Below are 17666 nucleotides of genomic sequence, written 5' to 3'. Positions count from 1 at the left end.
CGCCCGCGCCCGCGTCAGCGCACCAGTCGCGTGAACCGGAACGCCGCGAACCCCTCGATCGGCAGCACCTCGGTACCCGAGAACCCCGCATGGCGGGCGTACCCGTCGAGCACGGCCGGCCGCATGACCGTCCCGGTCGCCGCCGACCCGGGCGTCGACAGGCTGTCGGGCAGGCACACGAGCAGGCTGTAGCCGTACATGATGCGCTCGAGGTCGTCGCCGTCGGGTGCGAACCGGTCTGCCACGGCCTCGTCCATGATCACGACCACGCCGTCGTCGCGGACCGCGTGACGCAGCGCTTCGAGCACCTCGACCGGGTTCGGCATGTCGTGCAGCGCCTCGAAGACGAACCCGGCGTCGTAGGCGCCCGGTTCGGCGAGCGTCTCTCCCCCGCCGAGGTGGAAGCTCGCACGGTCCGCGAGCTCGGCCTCGTCGGCGTGCGCTCGCGCCGCGTCGATCGACGGGCCGTCGACGTCGACGCCGACGACCGTCGCCTCGGGATAGGCGCGCGCGAGCGCGATCGAGGACCACCCGTGCCCGCACCCGACGTCGACGAAGCGCGCTCCGGGTCGGCTCAGGACCGCGTCGAGGTCGGGCACCGACGCGAGCGCCGCGCCCAGCCGCCGCTCGAACCACGGCCGGTTCACGTCGCCCTGCGCGTCGCGCATGTCCTTCCCGAACGAGGCCCACGGGACGCCGCCGCCCGTGCGGGCAGCGGCGAGCAGCCCGGGGACCTGCATCGCCGCGCTCGCGACGATGCGTGCGATCGGGGCGAGGTACGCGAGCGAGTCGGCATCGGTCAGGACCTCGGCGTGGGGCGGCGGCAGCGAGTACCTGCGAGCGGATGCCTCGGCATCCGCGTCGTCGACCGCGACGATCCCGCTCACGGCCTGGTGCTCGAGCCACTCGCGGGTGTACCGCTCGCCCGTGCCCGCGGTTTCGGCGAGCTCGGCGGATGTGAGCGCGCCGCGCTCGGCGAGCGTGCGGTACCAGTCGAGCCGGTCCCCGAGGTGGATGGAGAGCGTCTCGAAGGCGCCGAGTGCGGACGCGAGGACACGATCGGCGAACACGTCGACCGGGTCGGCGGATCCGGCGGATTCCGGGGGCTCTGCGCGTTCGGTGGGTTCGGTGGGTTCGGTGGCGGACATGGTGACGCCTCCCTGGTTCGACGGCTCAGTCGACGAGCAGCCGGGTGGAGTTCTCGAGATGGTCGCGCATGGCCTCGGGCCCGCGCGCGAGGAGGTCGCCGAGCAGGCGGCGGTGCTCCTCGACGAGTTCGGCGACCGTGTAGTGCCGCCTGATGTGCGCGACGAACAGCAGGAGCTCGCCGCCGATGGCCGTGTGGGCCTCGATGATGCGGGGGCTCGCGGATGCCGCGACGAGCGCCGCATGGAACTCGGCGTGGTGACGTTCGACGGCCCGCCACGCGGCATCCGTCGCCCCGCCGGGACCGCCGTCGGCGGCTGTCTCCATGGCATCGGCGGCCGCCCGTGCCGGGACGAGCACGTGCTCGGGAAGGGTGCCGCCGAACCGCTCGAAGGCGATGCGGACGGCCTCGATCTCGAGCGCGGCACGCAGCTGCTGCAACGCGGTGATCTGCGCCTCGTCGAACTCGGTGACCCGCACGCCCCGGTAGGGCTCCGCGGTTGCGAGCCGCTCGTTCACGAGCCGCTGGAACGCGGCCCGGATCGTGTGCCGCGACACGCCGTGCCGGGCCGCGACCGATTCCTCGCGGAGCGGGGTTCCGGGCGCGAGCGCGCCGGAGAGGATCTCGTCTCGGAGGTCGCCGGCGACGCGTTCGACCGCGGTCGCCGCCGCTGCGGCGCCCCGGTCCGGTTCAGTCGTCGAGGTTCGCACGCACCACGAGCCAGACGCCGACGCCGACCGCGGCGATCACGCCGACGGCGACCGCGATCGCCGCTCCCGGCTGCTCGTCGGCGAACCGCCGGATCCGTCGCTTCGCCCGGCCGCTGGCCCTGGCCACCCGCTTGGGCACGTTGAGCTTCTCTTCGAGTGCGCTCAGCGTTCCGGCGAGCTGGTCGCGCGCGAACCTGGTGTTGTCGTGGGCCTGCAGGCGCGAGAGGTTGCGCTGCTGGGCCTTGTCGAGCCGGGCGTCAGTTGCGGCCGCCATACTCGCCCCTTCCCGTGATCGCGTCGATGTCCTTGCGCACGCTCTCGATCGATTCGAGCGGTTCGCTGCCCCGGCGGAAGTTGACGAGTGCGATGCCGACGAGGATCGCGATGATGAGCAGCAGGATGCCGGAGACGGTCAGCGCGGCAGCCCAGGCGGGCATCACCAGCGCGAGCGCCAGGATCGCGGTGGTGATGAGCGTGCCGAGCAGGAAGATCCCGACGAATGCGGCGGCGACGACGAGGCCGCTGCCGATTCCGAAGTGCTTCGCCTTGTAGCTGAGCTCTGCCTTGACCTGGTCGATCTCGGCCTTGACGAGCGTGGAGATCTGGTCGGGCAGCTCGCCGAGCAGCGTGAACAGCGAGCGTTCGTCGTTGGATGGTGCGGTCATCGGGGGATCACCTCCGAGAGGTCGGTCAGGACGAGGACGAGTTCGACGACTCGGAGGACGACGACTCGGCGGACTTCGAGCCGGTGGACTTCGAGCCGGTGGAGCCGGACTTGCGACCGGACGACCCGGACGACCCGGACGAACCGGACGAACCGGACGAACCCGAGCGCGACGTCGCCGACTTCGTGCCGCCCGACTTCGACCCGGTCGACTTCGCGGTCGACTTCGAGGTCGAGCCGGTGCTCGATCCGGACTTCGAGCCGGATCCCGACCCGGACGTGGATCGCGAGGCTCCGGCATCCGCCCCGGACCCCTCGCCGCCCGACATCTGCCGGACGAGCTTCTTGGCGGCATCGAGCACGGCGTCGCTCGCGTCGCCGACGCGGGACATCGCGAAGACCTTCACGGTCTCGACCCCGTCTTGCACCGTCGGCTGGTTCCAGACGCCCTCGGCGGCCTTGCGGATCTGCTCGTAGCGTTCCCGCCCGGCCCGCGTTCCGAGCACGTACCCGACGCCGAGACCGACGACGAAGAGGATCTTGCCCTTCATGTGCACCCCATCCCCCGCTGCGGTTGAAGTTGCGACAGCGTCACTCCAGCGTAGACCCCGGCTCCCACGGCGCAAGGGGGTTGCCGGGCGTGGCCGTGCATCGTATGCCGTTCCGGCTATGCTTCCTCGGCGATCCGCAGCGCGAGGCGGCGGATCCGGTCGGCGGAGTCGATGGCATGCGGCACGACCGACGCGAGGCCCGTGCCGGCGACCCACGATCCCGCGAGTTCGAGGCCGTCGCGCTCCTCGATCGCGCGCTCGAGCCGCCCGACCCGGTCGCGCTGGCCGACGGTCGCCTGCGACAGCGCGTCGCGCCATGCCGAGCGCCCGGATGCGCGCAGGCGGCTCCGGTCGAGCTCGACGCCGAGCAGCGCCGAGGCGTCGCGCAGGGCGAGCGCGGTCACCGCGTCGTCGTCGAGGTCGTGGAGCGGGTTCACGCCTCCTGCGCGACCGTACGACAGGCGCACGACGTGACGGCCGGGCGCGGCGTCGGCGAGCCACGGCCACTTGGCGCTGGAGTGCGTGAGCGCCTTCGCGTCGACCCCGGGCGTGCCGGGCGCGACGAGCACGCCCGTGCCCCGCGGGAAGGCGTCGAGTCCGGGCGCGTCGAGGACGAGCGTCACGAGTTCGACGGATGCCGCAGCCGGCCATTCCTCGGCCAGCACGTCCTCCGGGGCGACGCCCTCGAGCAGGTGCCGCGACACGTGCGCCGGGGTCGCGAGGATCGCGAAGCGCGCGTCGACCGCGACGGGCCGGGGCGCGCCGCCTGCTTCGGCGTCCGCCTCCGGTATCCGCTCCCCGTCGACGTGCCAGGCACGCTCGACGACGTGCGCGTCCGCAGCCCTGGGCGCCACCGGTTCCAGCGCGGTGGCCCGCACGCCCGTCATCACCTCGACGCCGAACCGCGCGAGCTCCGCGAGCAGCGCGTCGACGAGCGTGTGCATGCCACCGCGCAGTCCCAGGACCGCGCTTCCCGCACGACGCTCCGAGACGAGCTGGGCGACACCGCCCGAGAGCGAGCCGGCACGGGTCATCGCCTCGTTGAGCCCCGGTGCGACGACGTCGATGTCCAGATCCTCGGGATCGGTCGAGTACACCCCCGCCGAGATGGGCGTGACGAGCCGGTCGAGGACCGCGTCGCCCATGCGCTGGCGCACGAGCGGCCCGAGGCGCTCGGCGCGGCCGATCTTCAGGATGGGCGTGATCCGGTCGCGCCAGGCGCGCCACGCACCGCGCCACCCGATGATGGCGCGGACGTCCTCGCCGAGCGGGTTCGCGGGGATGCCGAGCACGCCCGTCCGCGGGAGCGGCGCGGCGCGGCGCGAGCCGCGGTCGCCCCACACGAGCCACGCGCCGGCCGGGTTCGGCGGCACGACCTCGTCCGAGAGCCCGAGTCGTTCGACGAGCGCCGCGACCGAACCGTTCCGGGTCGCGAACGATTCGGCCCCCGAGTCGAGCGTCAGGCCGTCGAGCTCGATGCGCCCCACGCAGCCGCCGGTGCGATCACCCTGTTCGAGCACGACGACACCGAGGCCCAGGCGTGCGCACTCGAGCGCCGCGACGAGGCCAGCGGCTCCGCCGCCGACGACCACGACGTCGGTCGTCCGACGCTCGACCTCGAGCGCCTCCGACACGGCATCGGGCGACCCGTCGGGCGTGCCGACCGACCCGCTGTGCTCGCTCACCGGCCGATCTCGTGGACGAGTTCGACGACGCGGGTCAGCGCGGCCGGGTCGGTCTCGGGCGGCACCCCGTGTCCGAGGTTGAAGATGTGGGCGGGCGCGGTCCGTCCGCGTTCGACGACGTCGCGCACCGCGGCTTCGAGCGCGGGCCTCGGCGCCGCGAGCAGCGCCGGGTCGAGGTTGCCCTGCAGCGGCACGCCCTCGCCGACCCGCTGCGCCGCGACGTCGAGCGGCACCCGGTAGTCGACGCCGACGACGTCGACCCCGATGGCTCCCATCGCGCCGAGCAGCTCGCCCGTGCCGACGCCGAAGTGGATGACCGGGACCGCGTGGGTGGCGGCTCCGCCGGCGGCATCCGTCGTCTCGTAGGCCAGGTCGTGCACGTGGGCCAGCGCGGCGGCCGACGCCGGTGCGACGTGCCGCTCGTAGTCGGCGAGCGAGAGCCCGCCCGCCCACGAGTCGAACAGCTGCGCGGCCGACGCGCCCGCGACCACCTGGGTGCGCAGGAACCGGCCGGTCAGCTCGGCCGTCCACTCCATGAGGGCGCGCCACGCGCCCGGGTCGGCGTGCATGAGGGTGCGGGCCGCGAGGTGGTCCTTCGACGGCCCGCCCTCCGCGAGGTAGGCCGCGAGCGTGAACGGCGCGCCCGCGAACCCGATGAGCGGCGTCGTCGTCGCGGCCCCCGGGGCCGTGATCGTCGCGAGCTCGGCGACGGTGCGCGCGACGGCGTCGGCGATGGGGGCGGATGCCTCGTCGAGGCGCGCCGGGTCGATGGCGGTGAGCTCGGCGACGGCCGCGGCGTCGCCGTACGCCCGGCCGAACACCGGGCCGCGCCCGGGCTGGATCTCGACGTCGACGCCGACGAGCTTCAGCGGCACGACGATGTCGCTGAAGAAGATGCCGGCGTCGACGCCGTGACGGCGGACCGGCTGCAGCGTGATCTCGGCGGCCATGGCCGGGTCGAGGCACGCGTCGAGCATGCGCGTCCCGACGCGCAGTTCGCGGTACTCGGGCAGTGAGCGTCCGGCCTGGCGCATGAACCAGACGGGCAGGGTGTCGCTGCGCACGCCGCGCGTGGCGCGGACGAGGCGGGAGTCGTGCGTGAGGCCGGCGGCGAGCGGATGCTGCGGGGAGAGGATCACCGTGACATCCTCCCCCATCGACACTGGGCGCGGGCTGATGCGGACTGTCGTTGCACGCGTGGAGAACTGGGGCTGGCGGCGGTGCAGCCGCGGCAGTATGGTCGGTCGCGTCGTGCGTCCCCACGACGACGCGTCCCGCCCCCGTGCGACGGCGCGCCTCCGGCCCCCAACGGAGAACCAACGTGACCAGTCACGCAACTCGGCACCGCACGGCCCTCATCGTCACGGTCGCCCTCGGCGCCGCACTGCTCATCACCGCGCTGCTCGTCGGCCGGACCCGCGTCGAGGGTCTCGTCACGACGCTCCCTGAGGTCGAAGGCGCACCCGTCGCCCTGGGCCTCGCCGCGATCGCCGGCGTCGTCCTGTTCGCCTCGGCGACGGTGCGCGGCATCGCCGCGTCGCGCGCCCGTGCACGTCGGCGTGCGCTCGAGGCGGTGCGGTCGGGCGACGTGAGCTGCGGCATCCGCAATCGCGAACTCGTCGCCCGACTCGAGGAGCTCACGCGACCGGGCGGCCGGAGACCGGAGCTGCCCGCGCGATTCACGATCGTCGCCGACGACGCCGGCATCGGGTTCTGGAGCGGCGGGCGACGCCCCCGCCGCGTCGCGGCGTTCCCCTGGCGCGAGGTGCGCAACATCCGCGCGGACTCGACCGTGGCCGGCAGCACGAGCGTTCCCGTGGCGGTGGTCCGGATCCGACGCGACGGGGCGAGCGTCGAACTGCCGATGATGCTGCGCGACCAGCGCCCCGGCCGGTACGCGCTGACCGATGCGCCGTTCTATGCGGTGGTGCGCGCCTGGAAGGCGAGGCACCGAGTCGCCCTCGCCGCCGAGGGACTGGAAGTGCCCCCGGTCACCGGCGCGATCCCGATCATCAGGTCGGACCGCCCGGCCGCCTGACCTCACGCCAAGCGCACCGAGCGGGCGCCCACCCGGACGAACCGCGACCCGGCCGGTCAGGAGCGGTTTCGACCCCGGGTAGAATCGTCCGGTGCTCATCTGCCTGACCGCGAGCCACAAGAACGCCGGCTTCGACATGCTCGAACGGCTCTCGGCGACCGCCGAACACGCCGTTCCGCGGCTCGCGGGCGCCCAGAAGGCCGTCCGCGGCGCGGTCGTCGTCGCGACCTGCAACCGCTTCGAGGCCTACCTCGACCTCGACATCCCCGAGGGCGAGTCGCCCGTCGGGCCGGTGCACGACGCGATCCGCGCGGTCGGCGAGGTCGCAGGGCTCGCCCCCGACGAGCTGCGGTCGACCTTCGGCTTCGTGCACGGCAACGCCGTCGCCGGCCACCTGTTCTCGGTCGCGGCGGGGCTCGAATCGGTCGTCGTCGGCGAGGGCGAGATCGCCGGTCAGGTGCGACGCTCGCTCGAACGCGCGCGCGCCGAGGGCACGACCACGCCCGAGCTCGAGCGGCTGTTCCAGCGGGCCTCGCAGACCTCGCGCAAGGTGAAGAACCGCACGGGGATCGGCGCCGAGGGGCGTTCGCTCGTGCGCCTGGCGCTCGATCTCGCCGAGAGCCGCGTCCAGGACTGGTCGAAGGTGCGCGTGCTGCTCGTCGGGACCGGCCGCTTCGCCGGTGCGTCGCTCGCCGCGCTCCGCGACCGCGGCGTCGTCGACGTGACCGTGCACTCCCCGTCCGGGCGCGCGACGCGCTTCGCCGCCAGCCACGGCATCGCCGCCGTGGAGCACTCCGGGTATGCGGCCGCTGCTGCCGGCGCCGACCTCGTCGTGACGTGCACGACCGCCGACCACCACGTCGTCGACCGCGCCCTGCTCGAGATCGGGCGCGCCGAGCGCCGCGTCGCCGACGCCCCCCAGCCGATCGCCCTCCTGCCCGGCACCCGCCCCGTTCCCGATGCGGCGCCGCGCCAGCTCATCGTCGACCTGGGCCTGCCCCGCAACGTCGACCCCGACGTCGCCGAGGTCGACGGCATCGAGCTGCTCGACCTCGAGACCATCAAGATCCACGCCCCGCTCGAGGAGTTCGGGGCGACCGACGCGGCACGCGCGATCGTCGACCGCGCGGCCCGCAACTTCGGCACCGTGGGCGAGGAGCTCGATCTCGCGCCCGCCGTCGTCGCGCTGCGGCGCCACGTCTTCGACGTGCTCGACGCCGAGATCGACCGCGCCCGCTCGCGCGGGGACGACGACGGGCGCACCGAGGCGGCGCTGCGCCACATGGCGGGAGTGCTGCTGCACACGCCCATGGTCCGGTCGCGCGAGTACGCGCGCAACGGCGAGCAGCAGGCGTGGCTCGACGGGCTCGATGCGATCTTCGGCATCCGGCACGACGCCGGGGCCGAGGCATCCGCCGTCGCAGAGGTCGGCCGCGCCGACGACGCTCGGCCCGCAGCCGACGCGCGCTGACAGACCGTCGGGCCGACGGCCCGTCGGGCACCGTCGGCGACCCTCGCGCGGTCGGGGCCGGCTGCAGACGTGACGACGGGCCCGGCCGGAGCGGCCGAGCCCGTCGTCGCGACGTGAGACCGTCGGCTACGCGTACTGCCGCCACACCGTCGCGATGACGACGTTGGCGGTGGTCAGCACCGCGAGGGTCGGCAGGACCCATCGCGCGAGCGTCTCGCGCTTGCGGTTCACGAGCACGATCACGATGATCCCGACCAGGATCAGCAGCTTGACCGTGATCTTCAGGTTGTCGGGCTCGCGACCGAGCGGGTACTGCATGCCGACGAGGATGACGCCGGTCACGAGCATCGTCCACGCACCGTGGACGATGGCGGGGATGATGCGCGCGGCACCCGAGCGTTGCGCGGTGAGCTGGACGAGGATGCCGCCCAGCAGGCTCGCGACGCCGATGATGTGCACGGCGAGGATGACGTTCTTGAGGATTTCCATCGAGCTCCGTTCAGGGGATGCCGACGGCCCGTCGGCAACATACTGACAGTATGTCAGGAAAGGCTCGATGCTCCGAATTCAGGCGGAAGCCCCGACGCCGTGCTCGAGCATCGAGATCAACCCGGCCGCGGTGGGCTCCACGGGCACGCCGTGCGACACGAGCAGCATCGCCGAGCCGAGGGCGCCCTGCACGAGCGCGCCGACCACCCGCGGATCGTCGACGCCGAGATCCTCGAGCACGTGGACGAGCGGCGAGGTGAGCCGATCGTGCACGGCCATCATGTCCTCACGGCTCGTGGGCGAGAGGTCGGCCTCGCGGAGCACCGTCGCCAGGCGGTGGTGCCCGTCGGCGGTCATCGCGAGCGCAGTGGTGACGTAGGCGCGCAACCGCGGCATCCCGGGCTCCGCCGCCGCGAGCGCATCATCGAGTTCCGCGTTCCACTCGTCGAAGACCTGCAGGGCCACGGCGACGAGCAGGTCGTCACGGGAGGCGAAGTACTCGTAGAACGAGGACCGCGAGAGCCCCGCACGCCCCGTCACCGCGGCAGGGGTCGCCGCCGCGAGGCCCTCGGTCTCGAGCAGCTCGCGCGTCGCGAGCAGCAGCGCGGTACGCTGCGCGGCGCGGTGCTCCGCAACGGTCGGGGCGCTGATCTTCGGCATCCAACGATTATCCGCCCCCGCATCGGCATCCGTCGCCGGCCGCGCGGCATCCGTCGCCCGAGGTCGGAGTACGCTGCCCTCGATGCCCTCCACCCCCCACGCCCGGCCCGACGAGGCCGGGGACGCCGGCCCACCCGCACTCCGCCTGCCGTTCGACGTCGCCGAGATCGAACACCGCCCGTTCGCCACGGCGCGGATGACGCTGCGCCCGCTCTCGGCCCACGACGCCGACGACGTGTGGGAGTACCAGCGCCTGCCCGAGGTGCTGCGCTACATCCCGTGGCCCGAGCGGAAGCGCGAAGCGGCACGCGAGCACACCGAGGCGCGCGCCGCGATGCGCCGACTCGTCGCCGACGGCGACGCCGTTCATTCCAACCCGAAACCGGCGATCCGGGTTACCATCGGGTCGAGCCTCCCCCGCGAACGCCCACCGCGCATCCCGAACCTGCGCGGCCTACGGAAGGCGCGGCATGGAGCATTCATCATCGACAGACGAGTCCAAACGCGGGCCGACCCGGCGCGCGGTCGCACGAGGCGTGGCGTGGTCCGTCCCCGTGCTGCTGATGTCGGCCCCCGTGCCGGCATTCGCGGCATCGATCGACGCACCCGTGATCTCGATCGGCGGCGCCTGCAAACTGCCCGGCGCGTCGTGCTCCGGCGTGTTCACGAAGGGGTACGCCTTCGAGGTCACCGTCACCAACTCGACGCCCGACACGATCTACCTCTACAACCAGCCGGAGTATCAGATCGTGGTCACGGACGACAGCGCCGACATCGACCTGTTCTTCCAGGCCGCGGTCGATTCGCTCACCGGAGTCGTCGTCGGCTTCCCGGCAACGCTCGCTCCAGGCGAATCCGTCACCGTGATCCTGAACGCCGGCAGCAACGGCAACAGCGGGAACGTCGCCGACATCGCCGGATCGATCACCGTCCCATGGGGGAACACACCCACGCCGCCCGACCCGAACGACCCACCGCCGGTCGTCGCTCACTTCACGGCACCGGGCACCCCTCCCATCCAGAGTTCCGAATGCACCCTCGTGCTCCCACCGAACTGCGGAGTGACGCGACCGAAGTAACGGCCGGTCACCGAAACGAGCCCTCCACGACGAACAGGCCCTCCACGGCGAACAGGCCCTCCACGGCGCAGGAACACCCCTAGCCGACCGAGAGCGTCCAATCCTCCGTCGCGCGGACCGTCACGACCGACGGCCCGGCCGCGAGCGGCACGCTGCCGTCGTAGGCACCCGTCACGTCGATGAGCGCCGCCCCGCCGAACGCCCGTCCCGCCTGCTGGGCGACGACGAACCGGTCCTCCGCGTCGTCGCCGGTGTGGGTCGCCGCGAGCGTCGCCGCGCCCCCGCCGTGGAGGTAGACGGCGTCGTCCTCGCCGTTCGCGGCGTTCGGCAGTTCGGCGGCGGCCGACATCGGCTCGATCGACAGCGTCCACGGGCCGGTCGCCGTCACCTGCACGCCGCGAGCCGACGAGGCATCCGCCACGCCCCACGCCGTCGTGCCCTCGTAGTCGTCGGTCGCGTCGACGAGCGGGTCGCCGGACGGCGCGTTCGAGGCGTCGAGGAGGGTCAGCGTGAACGCCGCGTCGTCATCGCCGTCGAACCTCGCCGTGACGATCCCGCCCGTCACGCCATCGGGCAGCTCGACGACGGCGTCGCCGCTGCCGTTCTGCGAAACCGTCGTGAACGTGCCCCACGTGTCGTCCGCCCAGGCCCCGACGCTCTCGGCGGGCGCCTCGGTCGGCGTGTCCTCCGGACTCGGCGACGGGGTCGCCGACGCGATCTCGGACGGCGACGAGGTCGCCGCCGGCTCCGCGTCGCCGCCGAGCACCCCGGTCGCGAAGAGGATGCCGACGAGCGCGAGCACCACGGCGACGATGCCGAGGACCAGGCCCCAGACGGCCGCGCGACTGCGACGGGCCGGCTCGCGCTCCTCCTCGCCCTGCGCGGGCGGGATCTCCTCGGTCGGCCCCTCGGGCGGGTACGTTCCGGAATCGTTCGACATGCTGCCCCCATGGCGTCGCTCGGACCTGCGTTCCCGCGCCATGATCCCAGCCGCCCCGCCCGCCGGCAACCGTGCGGCAGGGCGGGTCAGCCGGCGGCGGGGAGGATCACCGTCACCAGGGCACCGCCCCCCGCAGCGTTCGCGACCGTCGCATCGCCCGAGTGCGCGCGCGCGATGCCGCGCACGATCGCGAGGCCCAGGCCCGCGCCGCCGGTCACGTCGAGCCGGTGCGGCGAGCGCGCATCCGAGCCGCGCCAGCCCGCCTCGAACGCGTGCGGAAGATCATCGACGGCGAACCCCGGCCCGCCGTCGACCACCTCGAGCCGCACCCTGCCGTCGTCCTCGGCGACCGCGACCGCGATACGGCCGCCCGCCGGCGTGTGCTGCATCGCGTTCGCGAGCAGGTTCGTCACGACCCGACCGAGCTGCACCGCGTCGCCGTCGACCGTGCCCGCGGCCGACGCGGTGAACTCCAGCGACACCCCGGCGCCCCCCGCGAGGCCCCTGAGCTCCGAGACGGCGTCGCTCGCGACATCCGCCATCGAGACGCGCTCGGTGCGCAACCGCAGGGTCCCGGCATCGATCTGCGACACCGCGAACAGGTCGGCGACGAGCGCGTCGAGCCGATCGACCTGCGCCGCGATGCGCTCGAGGTAGCGATCCGGGTCGGGCGCCAGCCCGTCCTGCAGCGCCTCCGCCTGGGCACGGATGCCGGCCAGCGGAACCCGCAGGTCGTGCGCGACGCGCGTCACCAGCTCGCGCCGGGCCTGCTCCTGGCGTTCGAGCTCCTCGCGTGCCGTCCGGATCCGGACATCGGATGCCGCGAGCTCGTCGAGCACGGCCCGGAACTCGCCGATCGGCAGCGGACGCCGCACGACCGGAACGCCCCGGCCCAGGTCCTCCGCGGCCGAACGCAGCACGCGCGCCGCGCGCGCGATCTCGGCACCGAGGATCGACGCGGTGAGGATCGCGACCGCGCCGCTGGTCACCGCGATCACGAGGGCGATCTGCGCGTCGTGATCGGAGAGGTACATCGCCTGGGTCGCGACGAGCACGCCGCCGACGACGGATGCCACCGCCGCGACGACGACCGTCACGAGGTGCACCACGATCGGCGCCCACGCGAAGCGGCGCAGCAGCAGCCACGCGGCGAGCCCGACGATCGCGGCGATCCCCGCCGAAACCGCGATCACGAGGACCAGGTCGGTTCCGGTCACGGCGTCGCCCCCGGGTCGTCGAAGCGGTAGCCGTACCCCCACACCGTGACGAGCAGGCGCGGGTTCGCGGCATCCGTCTCGATCTTCTCCCGCAGCCGACGCACGTGCACGGTGACCGTCGAGGGGTCGCCGTGCGTCCACCCCCACACCGCCGCGAGGAGGTCCTCTCGCGAGAAGACCGTGCCTGGGCGGCGCGCGAGGAACGCGAGCAGCTCGAACTCGCGCTGGGTCAGCGCGAGCGAACGGCCGTCGAGCTCGACGGTGCGGGCCGCCGTGTCGATCCGCAGCGGCCCACGGACGACCACGGCACGCTCGGAGCCGGCCGGAGCGAGACCGGCGGCCTCGACGGCGAGCGCCCGGCGCAGCACGGTCTGCACCCGCAGCGTCAGCTCGCGCGGCGAGAACGGCTTCGCGAGGTAGTCGTCGACGCCGGCCTCGAGCCCCGCGATGCGGTCGTCCTCGCCGCCGAGCGCGGTGAGCATGATGATCGGCACCTGCGACGCGGCCCGGATGCGCCGGCACACCTCGATGCCGTCGATGCCGGGCAGCATGCGGTCGAGCACGACGAGGTCGGGCCGCTCGGCGGCGATCCGGTCGAGGGCGACGAACGCATCGGCGGCCTCCTGCACGCGCAGGCCGGCCGACTCGAGGTAGGCCCGGCACACCTCGAGCACGGTCGGGTCGTCATCGACGAGCAGCACGAGTCGCCCGTCGAGCAGCAGGTCCGCGTCAGCCGCCACCGATCACCTCTTCCAGGCGTGCGATCGGATCGTACAGCCCGGCGTCGAGGATCCACGTCTGGAGCGTCTTGTCGAACCCGGTGACGACGACGATCCCGACCACGATGAAGATGCCGCCGACGACGCGGCGGAACCAGCCGTCGGGATTCGCGAGCCAGCCGAGCCGGCGCACCAGGCTGCGACCGAGCAGCGCGATGAGCAGCAGCATCCCCGCCAGGCCGACGGCGTAGGCGACGACGTACGCGACGCCCTCGGCGAACGACACCGGGAGCACGGCCGCGACGATGAGCGCATAGGTCGGGCTGCAACTCGAGAACACCGGCCCGAGGGCCGCACCGGTCAGGATGTCGCCGCCGACGCTCTGCCGCCGCACCGACGCGTCGAGCATCGCGCCGCTGCGCGCCTGCAACCCGAGTCCCGTCGAGACGCGGTCCCACAGCCGCGGGAAGAGCAGGTCGACGCCGAGCAGGATCACGATCGCGCCCGCGACCACCTGCCACACCTGCGGCGGGACGCCGAGCAGGGCGGTGGTCGCCTTGAGCAGGAGCGTGAACACGACGACGGATGCCGCGAGCGAGCCCGCGATCACGAACGGGCGCCACCGTGCGCGCCGCGTGTCGCCGTCTCGCACGATCGCGCCGCCGACGACGACCGGCAGCAGCGGCAGCACGCACGGAGCGGCGACGGTCAGCACGCCCGCGGCGAGCGCGAGGGTCAACGAAGCGTTCACCGGGCGGTCCCCGGCCTCACGGCATCGCGTCGACGAGCGATTCGACCGACGGGTCGTCGTAGAGCACGGTGCTCGAGATCATCTCGCCCGCGTCGTCGACGAACACGATCGTCGTCTGCAGCGTCACGCCGTACTCCTGCCGCAGGTCGGTGCGCGAGTCGTAGTCGACCTTGAAGACGGTCAGCCCGTCGGGGGCGCCCTGCGCCTTCAGGTCCTCGTCGAGCGCACGGCACTTCGGGCACCAGGACGCGTGGAAGAAGAGCGCCTTGGGGCCCGCGGTCGCCTCGATGGCGCCGTCGGTGTAGTCGAGGTATGCGCCCTCGGCGGGGGCGTCGGCCGCGTCCTCGGACGCCGCCGGCTCATCGCTCGCGTCGGTCGTGGGCTCGGGCGTCTGCTCCGTCGTGGGTGCAGGGTCGGCGCTCGCGCCGGAGGCATCCGTCGCCTGCGTGGCGCAGCCGGTCAGCGCGAGCGCGGCGATGAGCAGCACCGACGCTGCGAGCGGGCGGGCGGGGCGTTCGGGCATGGCGGCTTCCTCGTTCCACGGGCGACCTCGGCCCGTTCCCTCCACGGTACGTCCTGGATCGGCCCCCCGCCCGGCCACCGCATTACGGAACCCTGACACCCAGCTCCCTCCCACGCGCCCCCCACCCGCCGAGCCCATGCACCGAGTGTCCAGCGGATGTCGCTTCGAGGCGATCGAGGCGGCACCTTCTGGACACTCGGCGCAGCGGGGGGCAGCGGGGGGCAGCGGGGGGCAGGCCGCAGCGCTCAGGCGCCGACGAGGCGCGAGGCCAGGTACCCCTCGAGCTCGGCGAGCGGCACGCGCTGCTGGCCCATGCTGTCGCGGTCGCGCACCGTCACGGCGTCGTCGTCGAGCGAGTCGAAGTCGACGGTGACGCAGAACGGCGTGCCGATCTCGTCCTGTCGGCGGTAGCGGCGACCGATCGCGCCGGCGTCGTCGAAGTCGACGTTCCAGTGCTTCCGGAGCGTCGCGGCGACCTCGCGCGCGAGCGGCGAGAGCTTCTCGTTGCGCGAGAGCGGCAGCACGGCCGCCTTGACCGGCGCGAGGCGCGGGTCGAGCTTCAGGACCGTGCGGGTGTCGACGCCGCCCTTCGCGTTCGGCACCTCCTCCACGTGGTATGCGTCGACGAGGAACGCCATGAGCGAGCGGGTCAGGCCTGCCGCGGGTTCGATGACGTACGGGGTCCAGCGCTCGTTCTTCTGCTGGTCGAAGTACGACAGCTCCTTGCCGGAGTGCTCGGCGTGGGTCGACAGGTCGAAGTCGGTGCGGTTCGCGACGCCCTCGAGCTCGCCCCACTCACCGCCGGTGAAGCCGAAGCGGTACTCGACGTCGACGGTGCGCTTGGAGTAGTGGCTGAGCTTGTCCTTCGGGTGCTCGAACAGGCGCAGGTTCTCGGGGTCGATGCCGAGGTCGACGTACCACTGGAATCGGGTGTCGATCCAGTACTGGTGCCACTCTTCATCGGTTCCGGGCTCGACGAAGAACTCCATCTCCATCTGCTCGAACTCGCGCGTGCGGAAGATGAAGTTGCCGGGCGTGATCTCGTTGCGGAACGACTTGCCGATCTGGCCGATGCCGAACGGCGGCTTCATGCGCGCCGCCTGCAGCACGTTGCCGAAGTTCACGAAGATGCCCTGCGCGGTCTCGGGGCGCAGGTAGTGCATGCCGGCCGCGTCGTCGACGGGGCCGAGGAAGGTCTTCAGCAGGCCCGAGAACTCGCGCGGCTCGGTCCACTGGCCGCGCGTGCCGCAGTTGCTGCACACGATGTCGCCGAGGCCGTTCTCGGGCGCGCGGCCCTTCTTGGCCTCGTACGCCTCGATGAGGTGGTCCTCGCGGAACCGCTTGTGGCACTGCAGGCATTCGACGAGCGGGTCGGAGAACACCTCGACGTGACCGGAGGCCTCCCACACCTGCCGGGGCAGGATGACGCTGGAGTCGAGGCCGACGACGTCGTCGCGGCCCTGCACCATCGAGCGCCACCACTGGCGCTTGATGTTCTCCTTCAGCTCGACGCCGAGGGGGCCGTAGTCCCAGGCCGACCGGGATCCGCCGTAGATCTCACCGGCCTGGAAGACGAAGCCCCGGTGCTGGGCGAGGGTGATGACGGATTCGAGACGGCTGGGTGCGGCCACGGTGGCTCCAATGGTCCTGGAAGAGGGGAGTCGTCGGGCCAGTCGCCCGCGAAGTCGCTCTCCATCCTACGAAATGCGCGGGGCGACGGATGCCTCGGCTTCGCGCCGCGCGGACGCGACGGCCCGACGCCGGCCGCCGAGCGCGGTACAACAGCGGGAGTGGGCCGGATTCCCGGCGACGGGAGGGGGCGGGCATCGTGGGCTTCACACGTCGGGTGTTCCTCACCGGCGTCGCCGCGGTCGGCGTGCTGGCCCTCGGCCGCTGGGCGGTCGAACGCGGTGAAGCGGATGCCGCCGCCGAGCACCCGGCCCCCGAACTCGATCGCGTCCCGGTGCCGCCGGGCGCGCTGACCGCCCTGCCGGAGAGCGCCGGCGACGTGCTCGCGTGGACCGTCGACGACGGCACCGACTCGGCGGTGGTCGGCGCGTACGTCGCGTTCGCGGCGGCCAGCGGCATCCGTCTCACCATGTTCGCGAACGGCGTCTACCCGGCCTGGGACGAGCACGCGGACGCGCTGCGGCCGCTCGTCGAGCGCGGGCAGGTCCAGCTCGCGAACCACACCTGGTCGCACCCGGACCTCACGACGCTGAGCGACGCCGAGATCCAGTGGCAGCTCGAGCACAACCACGACTACCTCGAGTCGGTGTACGGGGTCGACGCGCGACCGTACTTCCGCCCGCCGTACGGCCGGCACGACGCGCGCGTCGACGCGGCGGCGGCCGCCGTCGGGTACACGGTCCCGACGCTCTGGTACGGCACGCTCGGCGACTCGGGCGCCCTCGGGCCGGAGGAGATCGTCGCCCTCGCCGACGAGTGGTTCGGCCCGGGCCGCATCGTCATCGGCCACCTGAACCACGACCCGGTCACGCGGGTGTTCGGGCGCCTGGAGTCGATCCTCGAGGAGCGCGGACTGCAGACGGTGACGCTGAACGACGTGTTCACCTCGGAGCAGCACCCCTGAGGGTCCCGGATACGGTGGTGGGCATGCCCCTGCCCGACCTGCACGTCGCCGCGATCGCCCTCGTCCGCGATCGGCGGGTGCTCATGGTGACCGCGCGTGGCCGCGACGTGCACTACATGCCGGGCGGGAAGCTCGACGCGGGCGAGACGCCCGCGGAGGCCGCCGCGCGCGAGGCGCTCGAGGAGGTCGGGCTCGTGCTCGACCCGGCCGGCCTGGTCGAGGCGTTCACGGTGCGCGAGCTCGCGCACGGGCAGGGCGAGGGTCAGCACGTGCGCATGCACGTCTTCCTCGCCGAGACGGATGCCGCCCCGGTGCCGTCGAACGAGGTCGGCGCGCTGCACTGGGTCGGCACGGCCGACACGCACCGGTGCCCGCCGGCGGGCGCGGAGGTGCTGCGCCGCCTCGCGGCATCCGGTCTCATCGACTGAG

At 73.1% G+C, this 17666-nt stretch carries 20 protein-coding genes; 5 read left to right on the top strand and 15 right to left on the bottom strand.

Annotated elements, in window-relative coordinates; genetic code table 11:
* Positions 1-14: 14 nt before the first annotated feature.
* The 7 genes from DSM26151_RS00785 to hemE form a co-directional block, all read right to left on the bottom strand.
* Positions 15-1148, bottom strand: coding sequence for a class I SAM-dependent methyltransferase (locus tag DSM26151_RS00785; RefSeq protein WP_234660528.1), 1134 nt, complete (start codon positions 1146-1148; stop codon positions 15-17).
* Between the two features lie 25 nt (positions 1149-1173).
* Positions 1174-1857, bottom strand: coding sequence for a GntR family transcriptional regulator (locus DSM26151_RS00780; RefSeq protein ID WP_234660525.1), 684 nt, complete (start codon positions 1855-1857; stop codon positions 1174-1176).
* Positions 1838-2131, bottom strand: coding sequence for a DUF3618 domain-containing protein (locus DSM26151_RS00775; protein ID WP_234660524.1), 294 nt, complete (start codon positions 2129-2131; stop codon positions 1838-1840). The genes DSM26151_RS00780 and DSM26151_RS00775 overlap by 20 nt, the downstream gene beginning before the upstream one ends.
* Positions 2115-2522 carry a phage holin family protein gene (locus tag DSM26151_RS00770; RefSeq protein WP_234660523.1) on the bottom strand — a complete coding sequence of 136 codons (408 nt, stop codon included), beginning with the start codon at positions 2520-2522 and terminating at the stop codon, positions 2115-2117. Before DSM26151_RS00770 ends, DSM26151_RS00775 begins: the two co-directional genes overlap by 17 nt.
* 25 nt (positions 2523-2547) lie before the next feature.
* Positions 2548-3072 carry a hypothetical protein gene (locus DSM26151_RS00765; RefSeq protein ID WP_234660522.1) on the bottom strand — a complete coding sequence of 175 codons (525 nt, stop codon included), beginning with the start codon at positions 3070-3072 and terminating at the stop codon, positions 2548-2550.
* Between the two features lie 116 nt (positions 3073-3188).
* Entirely contained in the window at positions 3189-4757 is a 1569-nt protein-coding gene (gene hemG / locus DSM26151_RS00760) for a protoporphyrinogen oxidase (protein WP_234660521.1), read from the bottom strand.
* Positions 4754-5914: a uroporphyrinogen decarboxylase gene (gene hemE, locus DSM26151_RS00755; RefSeq protein WP_407651046.1), complete on the bottom strand. Its 1161-nt coding sequence runs from the start codon at positions 5912-5914 to the stop codon at positions 4754-4756. The genes hemG and hemE overlap by 4 nt, the downstream gene beginning before the upstream one ends.
* A 164-nt stretch (positions 5915-6078) precedes the next feature.
* Here hemE and DSM26151_RS00750 point away from each other — a divergent pair, with 164 nt between their 5' ends.
* Together DSM26151_RS00750 and DSM26151_RS00745 are read left to right on the top strand one after the other, a co-directional pair.
* On the top strand, positions 6079-6795 hold the full coding sequence (locus tag DSM26151_RS00750) for a hypothetical protein (protein WP_234660518.1): 717 nt from the start codon (positions 6079-6081) through the stop codon (positions 6793-6795).
* Positions 6796-6886: 91 nt separating this feature from the next.
* Entirely contained in the window at positions 6887-8266 is a 1380-nt protein-coding gene (locus DSM26151_RS00745) for a glutamyl-tRNA reductase (RefSeq protein ID WP_234660516.1), read from the top strand.
* A 126-nt stretch (positions 8267-8392) separates the two neighbouring features.
* On the opposite strand, the gene DSM26151_RS00740 is transcribed toward DSM26151_RS00745, so the two are convergent.
* Both DSM26151_RS00740 and DSM26151_RS00735 read right to left on the bottom strand, forming a co-directional pair.
* Positions 8393-8755 (bottom strand): hypothetical protein, encoded by a 363-nt coding sequence (locus tag DSM26151_RS00740; protein WP_234660514.1) that lies wholly within the window; start codon positions 8753-8755, stop codon positions 8393-8395.
* Between the two features lie 78 nt (positions 8756-8833).
* A complete protein-coding gene (locus DSM26151_RS00735) occupies positions 8834-9415 on the bottom strand; it encodes a TetR/AcrR family transcriptional regulator (protein WP_234660513.1) in 582 nt (193 codons plus the stop codon).
* Between the two features lie 536 nt (positions 9416-9951).
* Between DSM26151_RS00735 and DSM26151_RS00730 the strand changes: the two genes are divergently transcribed.
* Positions 9952-10494: a hypothetical protein gene (locus DSM26151_RS00730; protein ID WP_234660510.1), complete on the top strand. Its 543-nt coding sequence runs from the start codon at positions 9952-9954 to the stop codon at positions 10492-10494.
* A gap of 79 nt (positions 10495-10573) precedes the next feature.
* Here DSM26151_RS00730 and DSM26151_RS00725 read toward each other — a convergent pair whose 3' ends face one another.
* The 6 genes from DSM26151_RS00725 to DSM26151_RS00700 all read right to left on the bottom strand — a co-directional run bounded on the left by DSM26151_RS00725 (position 10574) and on the right by DSM26151_RS00700 (position 16275).
* On the bottom strand, positions 10574-11434 hold the full coding sequence (locus DSM26151_RS00725; protein ID WP_234660508.1) for a hypothetical protein: 861 nt from the start codon (positions 11432-11434) through the stop codon (positions 10574-10576).
* 86 nt (positions 11435-11520) lie between these two features.
* On the bottom strand, positions 11521-12651 hold the full coding sequence (locus DSM26151_RS00720; RefSeq protein ID WP_234660506.1) for a sensor histidine kinase: 1131 nt from the start codon (positions 12649-12651) through the stop codon (positions 11521-11523).
* Positions 12648-13391: a response regulator transcription factor gene (locus DSM26151_RS00715; protein WP_234660505.1), complete on the bottom strand. Its 744-nt coding sequence runs from the start codon at positions 13389-13391 to the stop codon at positions 12648-12650. The genes DSM26151_RS00720 and DSM26151_RS00715 overlap by 4 nt, the downstream gene beginning before the upstream one ends.
* Positions 13381-14121, bottom strand: a complete 741-nt coding sequence (locus DSM26151_RS00710) for a cytochrome c biogenesis CcdA family protein (RefSeq protein WP_234660503.1) — start codon at positions 14119-14121, stop codon at positions 13381-13383. The genes DSM26151_RS00715 and DSM26151_RS00710 overlap by 11 nt, the downstream gene beginning before the upstream one ends.
* Before the next feature lie 16 nt (positions 14122-14137).
* A complete protein-coding gene (locus DSM26151_RS00705) occupies positions 14138-14644 on the bottom strand; it encodes a thioredoxin (RefSeq protein ID WP_234660501.1) in 507 nt (168 codons plus the stop codon).
* A gap of 245 nt (positions 14645-14889) precedes the next feature.
* Positions 14890-16275: a glycine--tRNA ligase gene (locus DSM26151_RS00700; protein ID WP_234660500.1), complete on the bottom strand. Its 1386-nt coding sequence runs from the start codon at positions 16273-16275 to the stop codon at positions 14890-14892.
* 197 nt (positions 16276-16472) lie between these two features.
* Between DSM26151_RS00700 and DSM26151_RS00695 the strand changes: the two genes are divergently transcribed.
* Together DSM26151_RS00695 and DSM26151_RS00690 are read left to right on the top strand one after the other, a co-directional pair.
* On the top strand, positions 16473-17237 hold the full coding sequence (locus tag DSM26151_RS00695) for a polysaccharide deacetylase family protein (RefSeq protein ID WP_234660499.1): 765 nt from the start codon (positions 16473-16475) through the stop codon (positions 17235-17237).
* A 23-nt stretch (positions 17238-17260) separates the two neighbouring features.
* Complete coding sequence (locus tag DSM26151_RS00690) at positions 17261-17665, top strand: NUDIX domain-containing protein (RefSeq protein ID WP_234660498.1); 405 nt, start codon at positions 17261-17263, stop codon at positions 17663-17665.
* Position 17666 lies beyond the last annotated feature (1 nt).

Origin of the sequence: Agromyces marinus (genome assembly GCF_021442325.1) — a bacterium.
Taxonomy (GTDB): Bacteria; Actinomycetota; Actinomycetes; order Actinomycetales; family Microbacteriaceae; genus Agromyces; species Agromyces marinus.
This window is presented reverse-complemented; position numbering and strand designations above follow the sequence as displayed.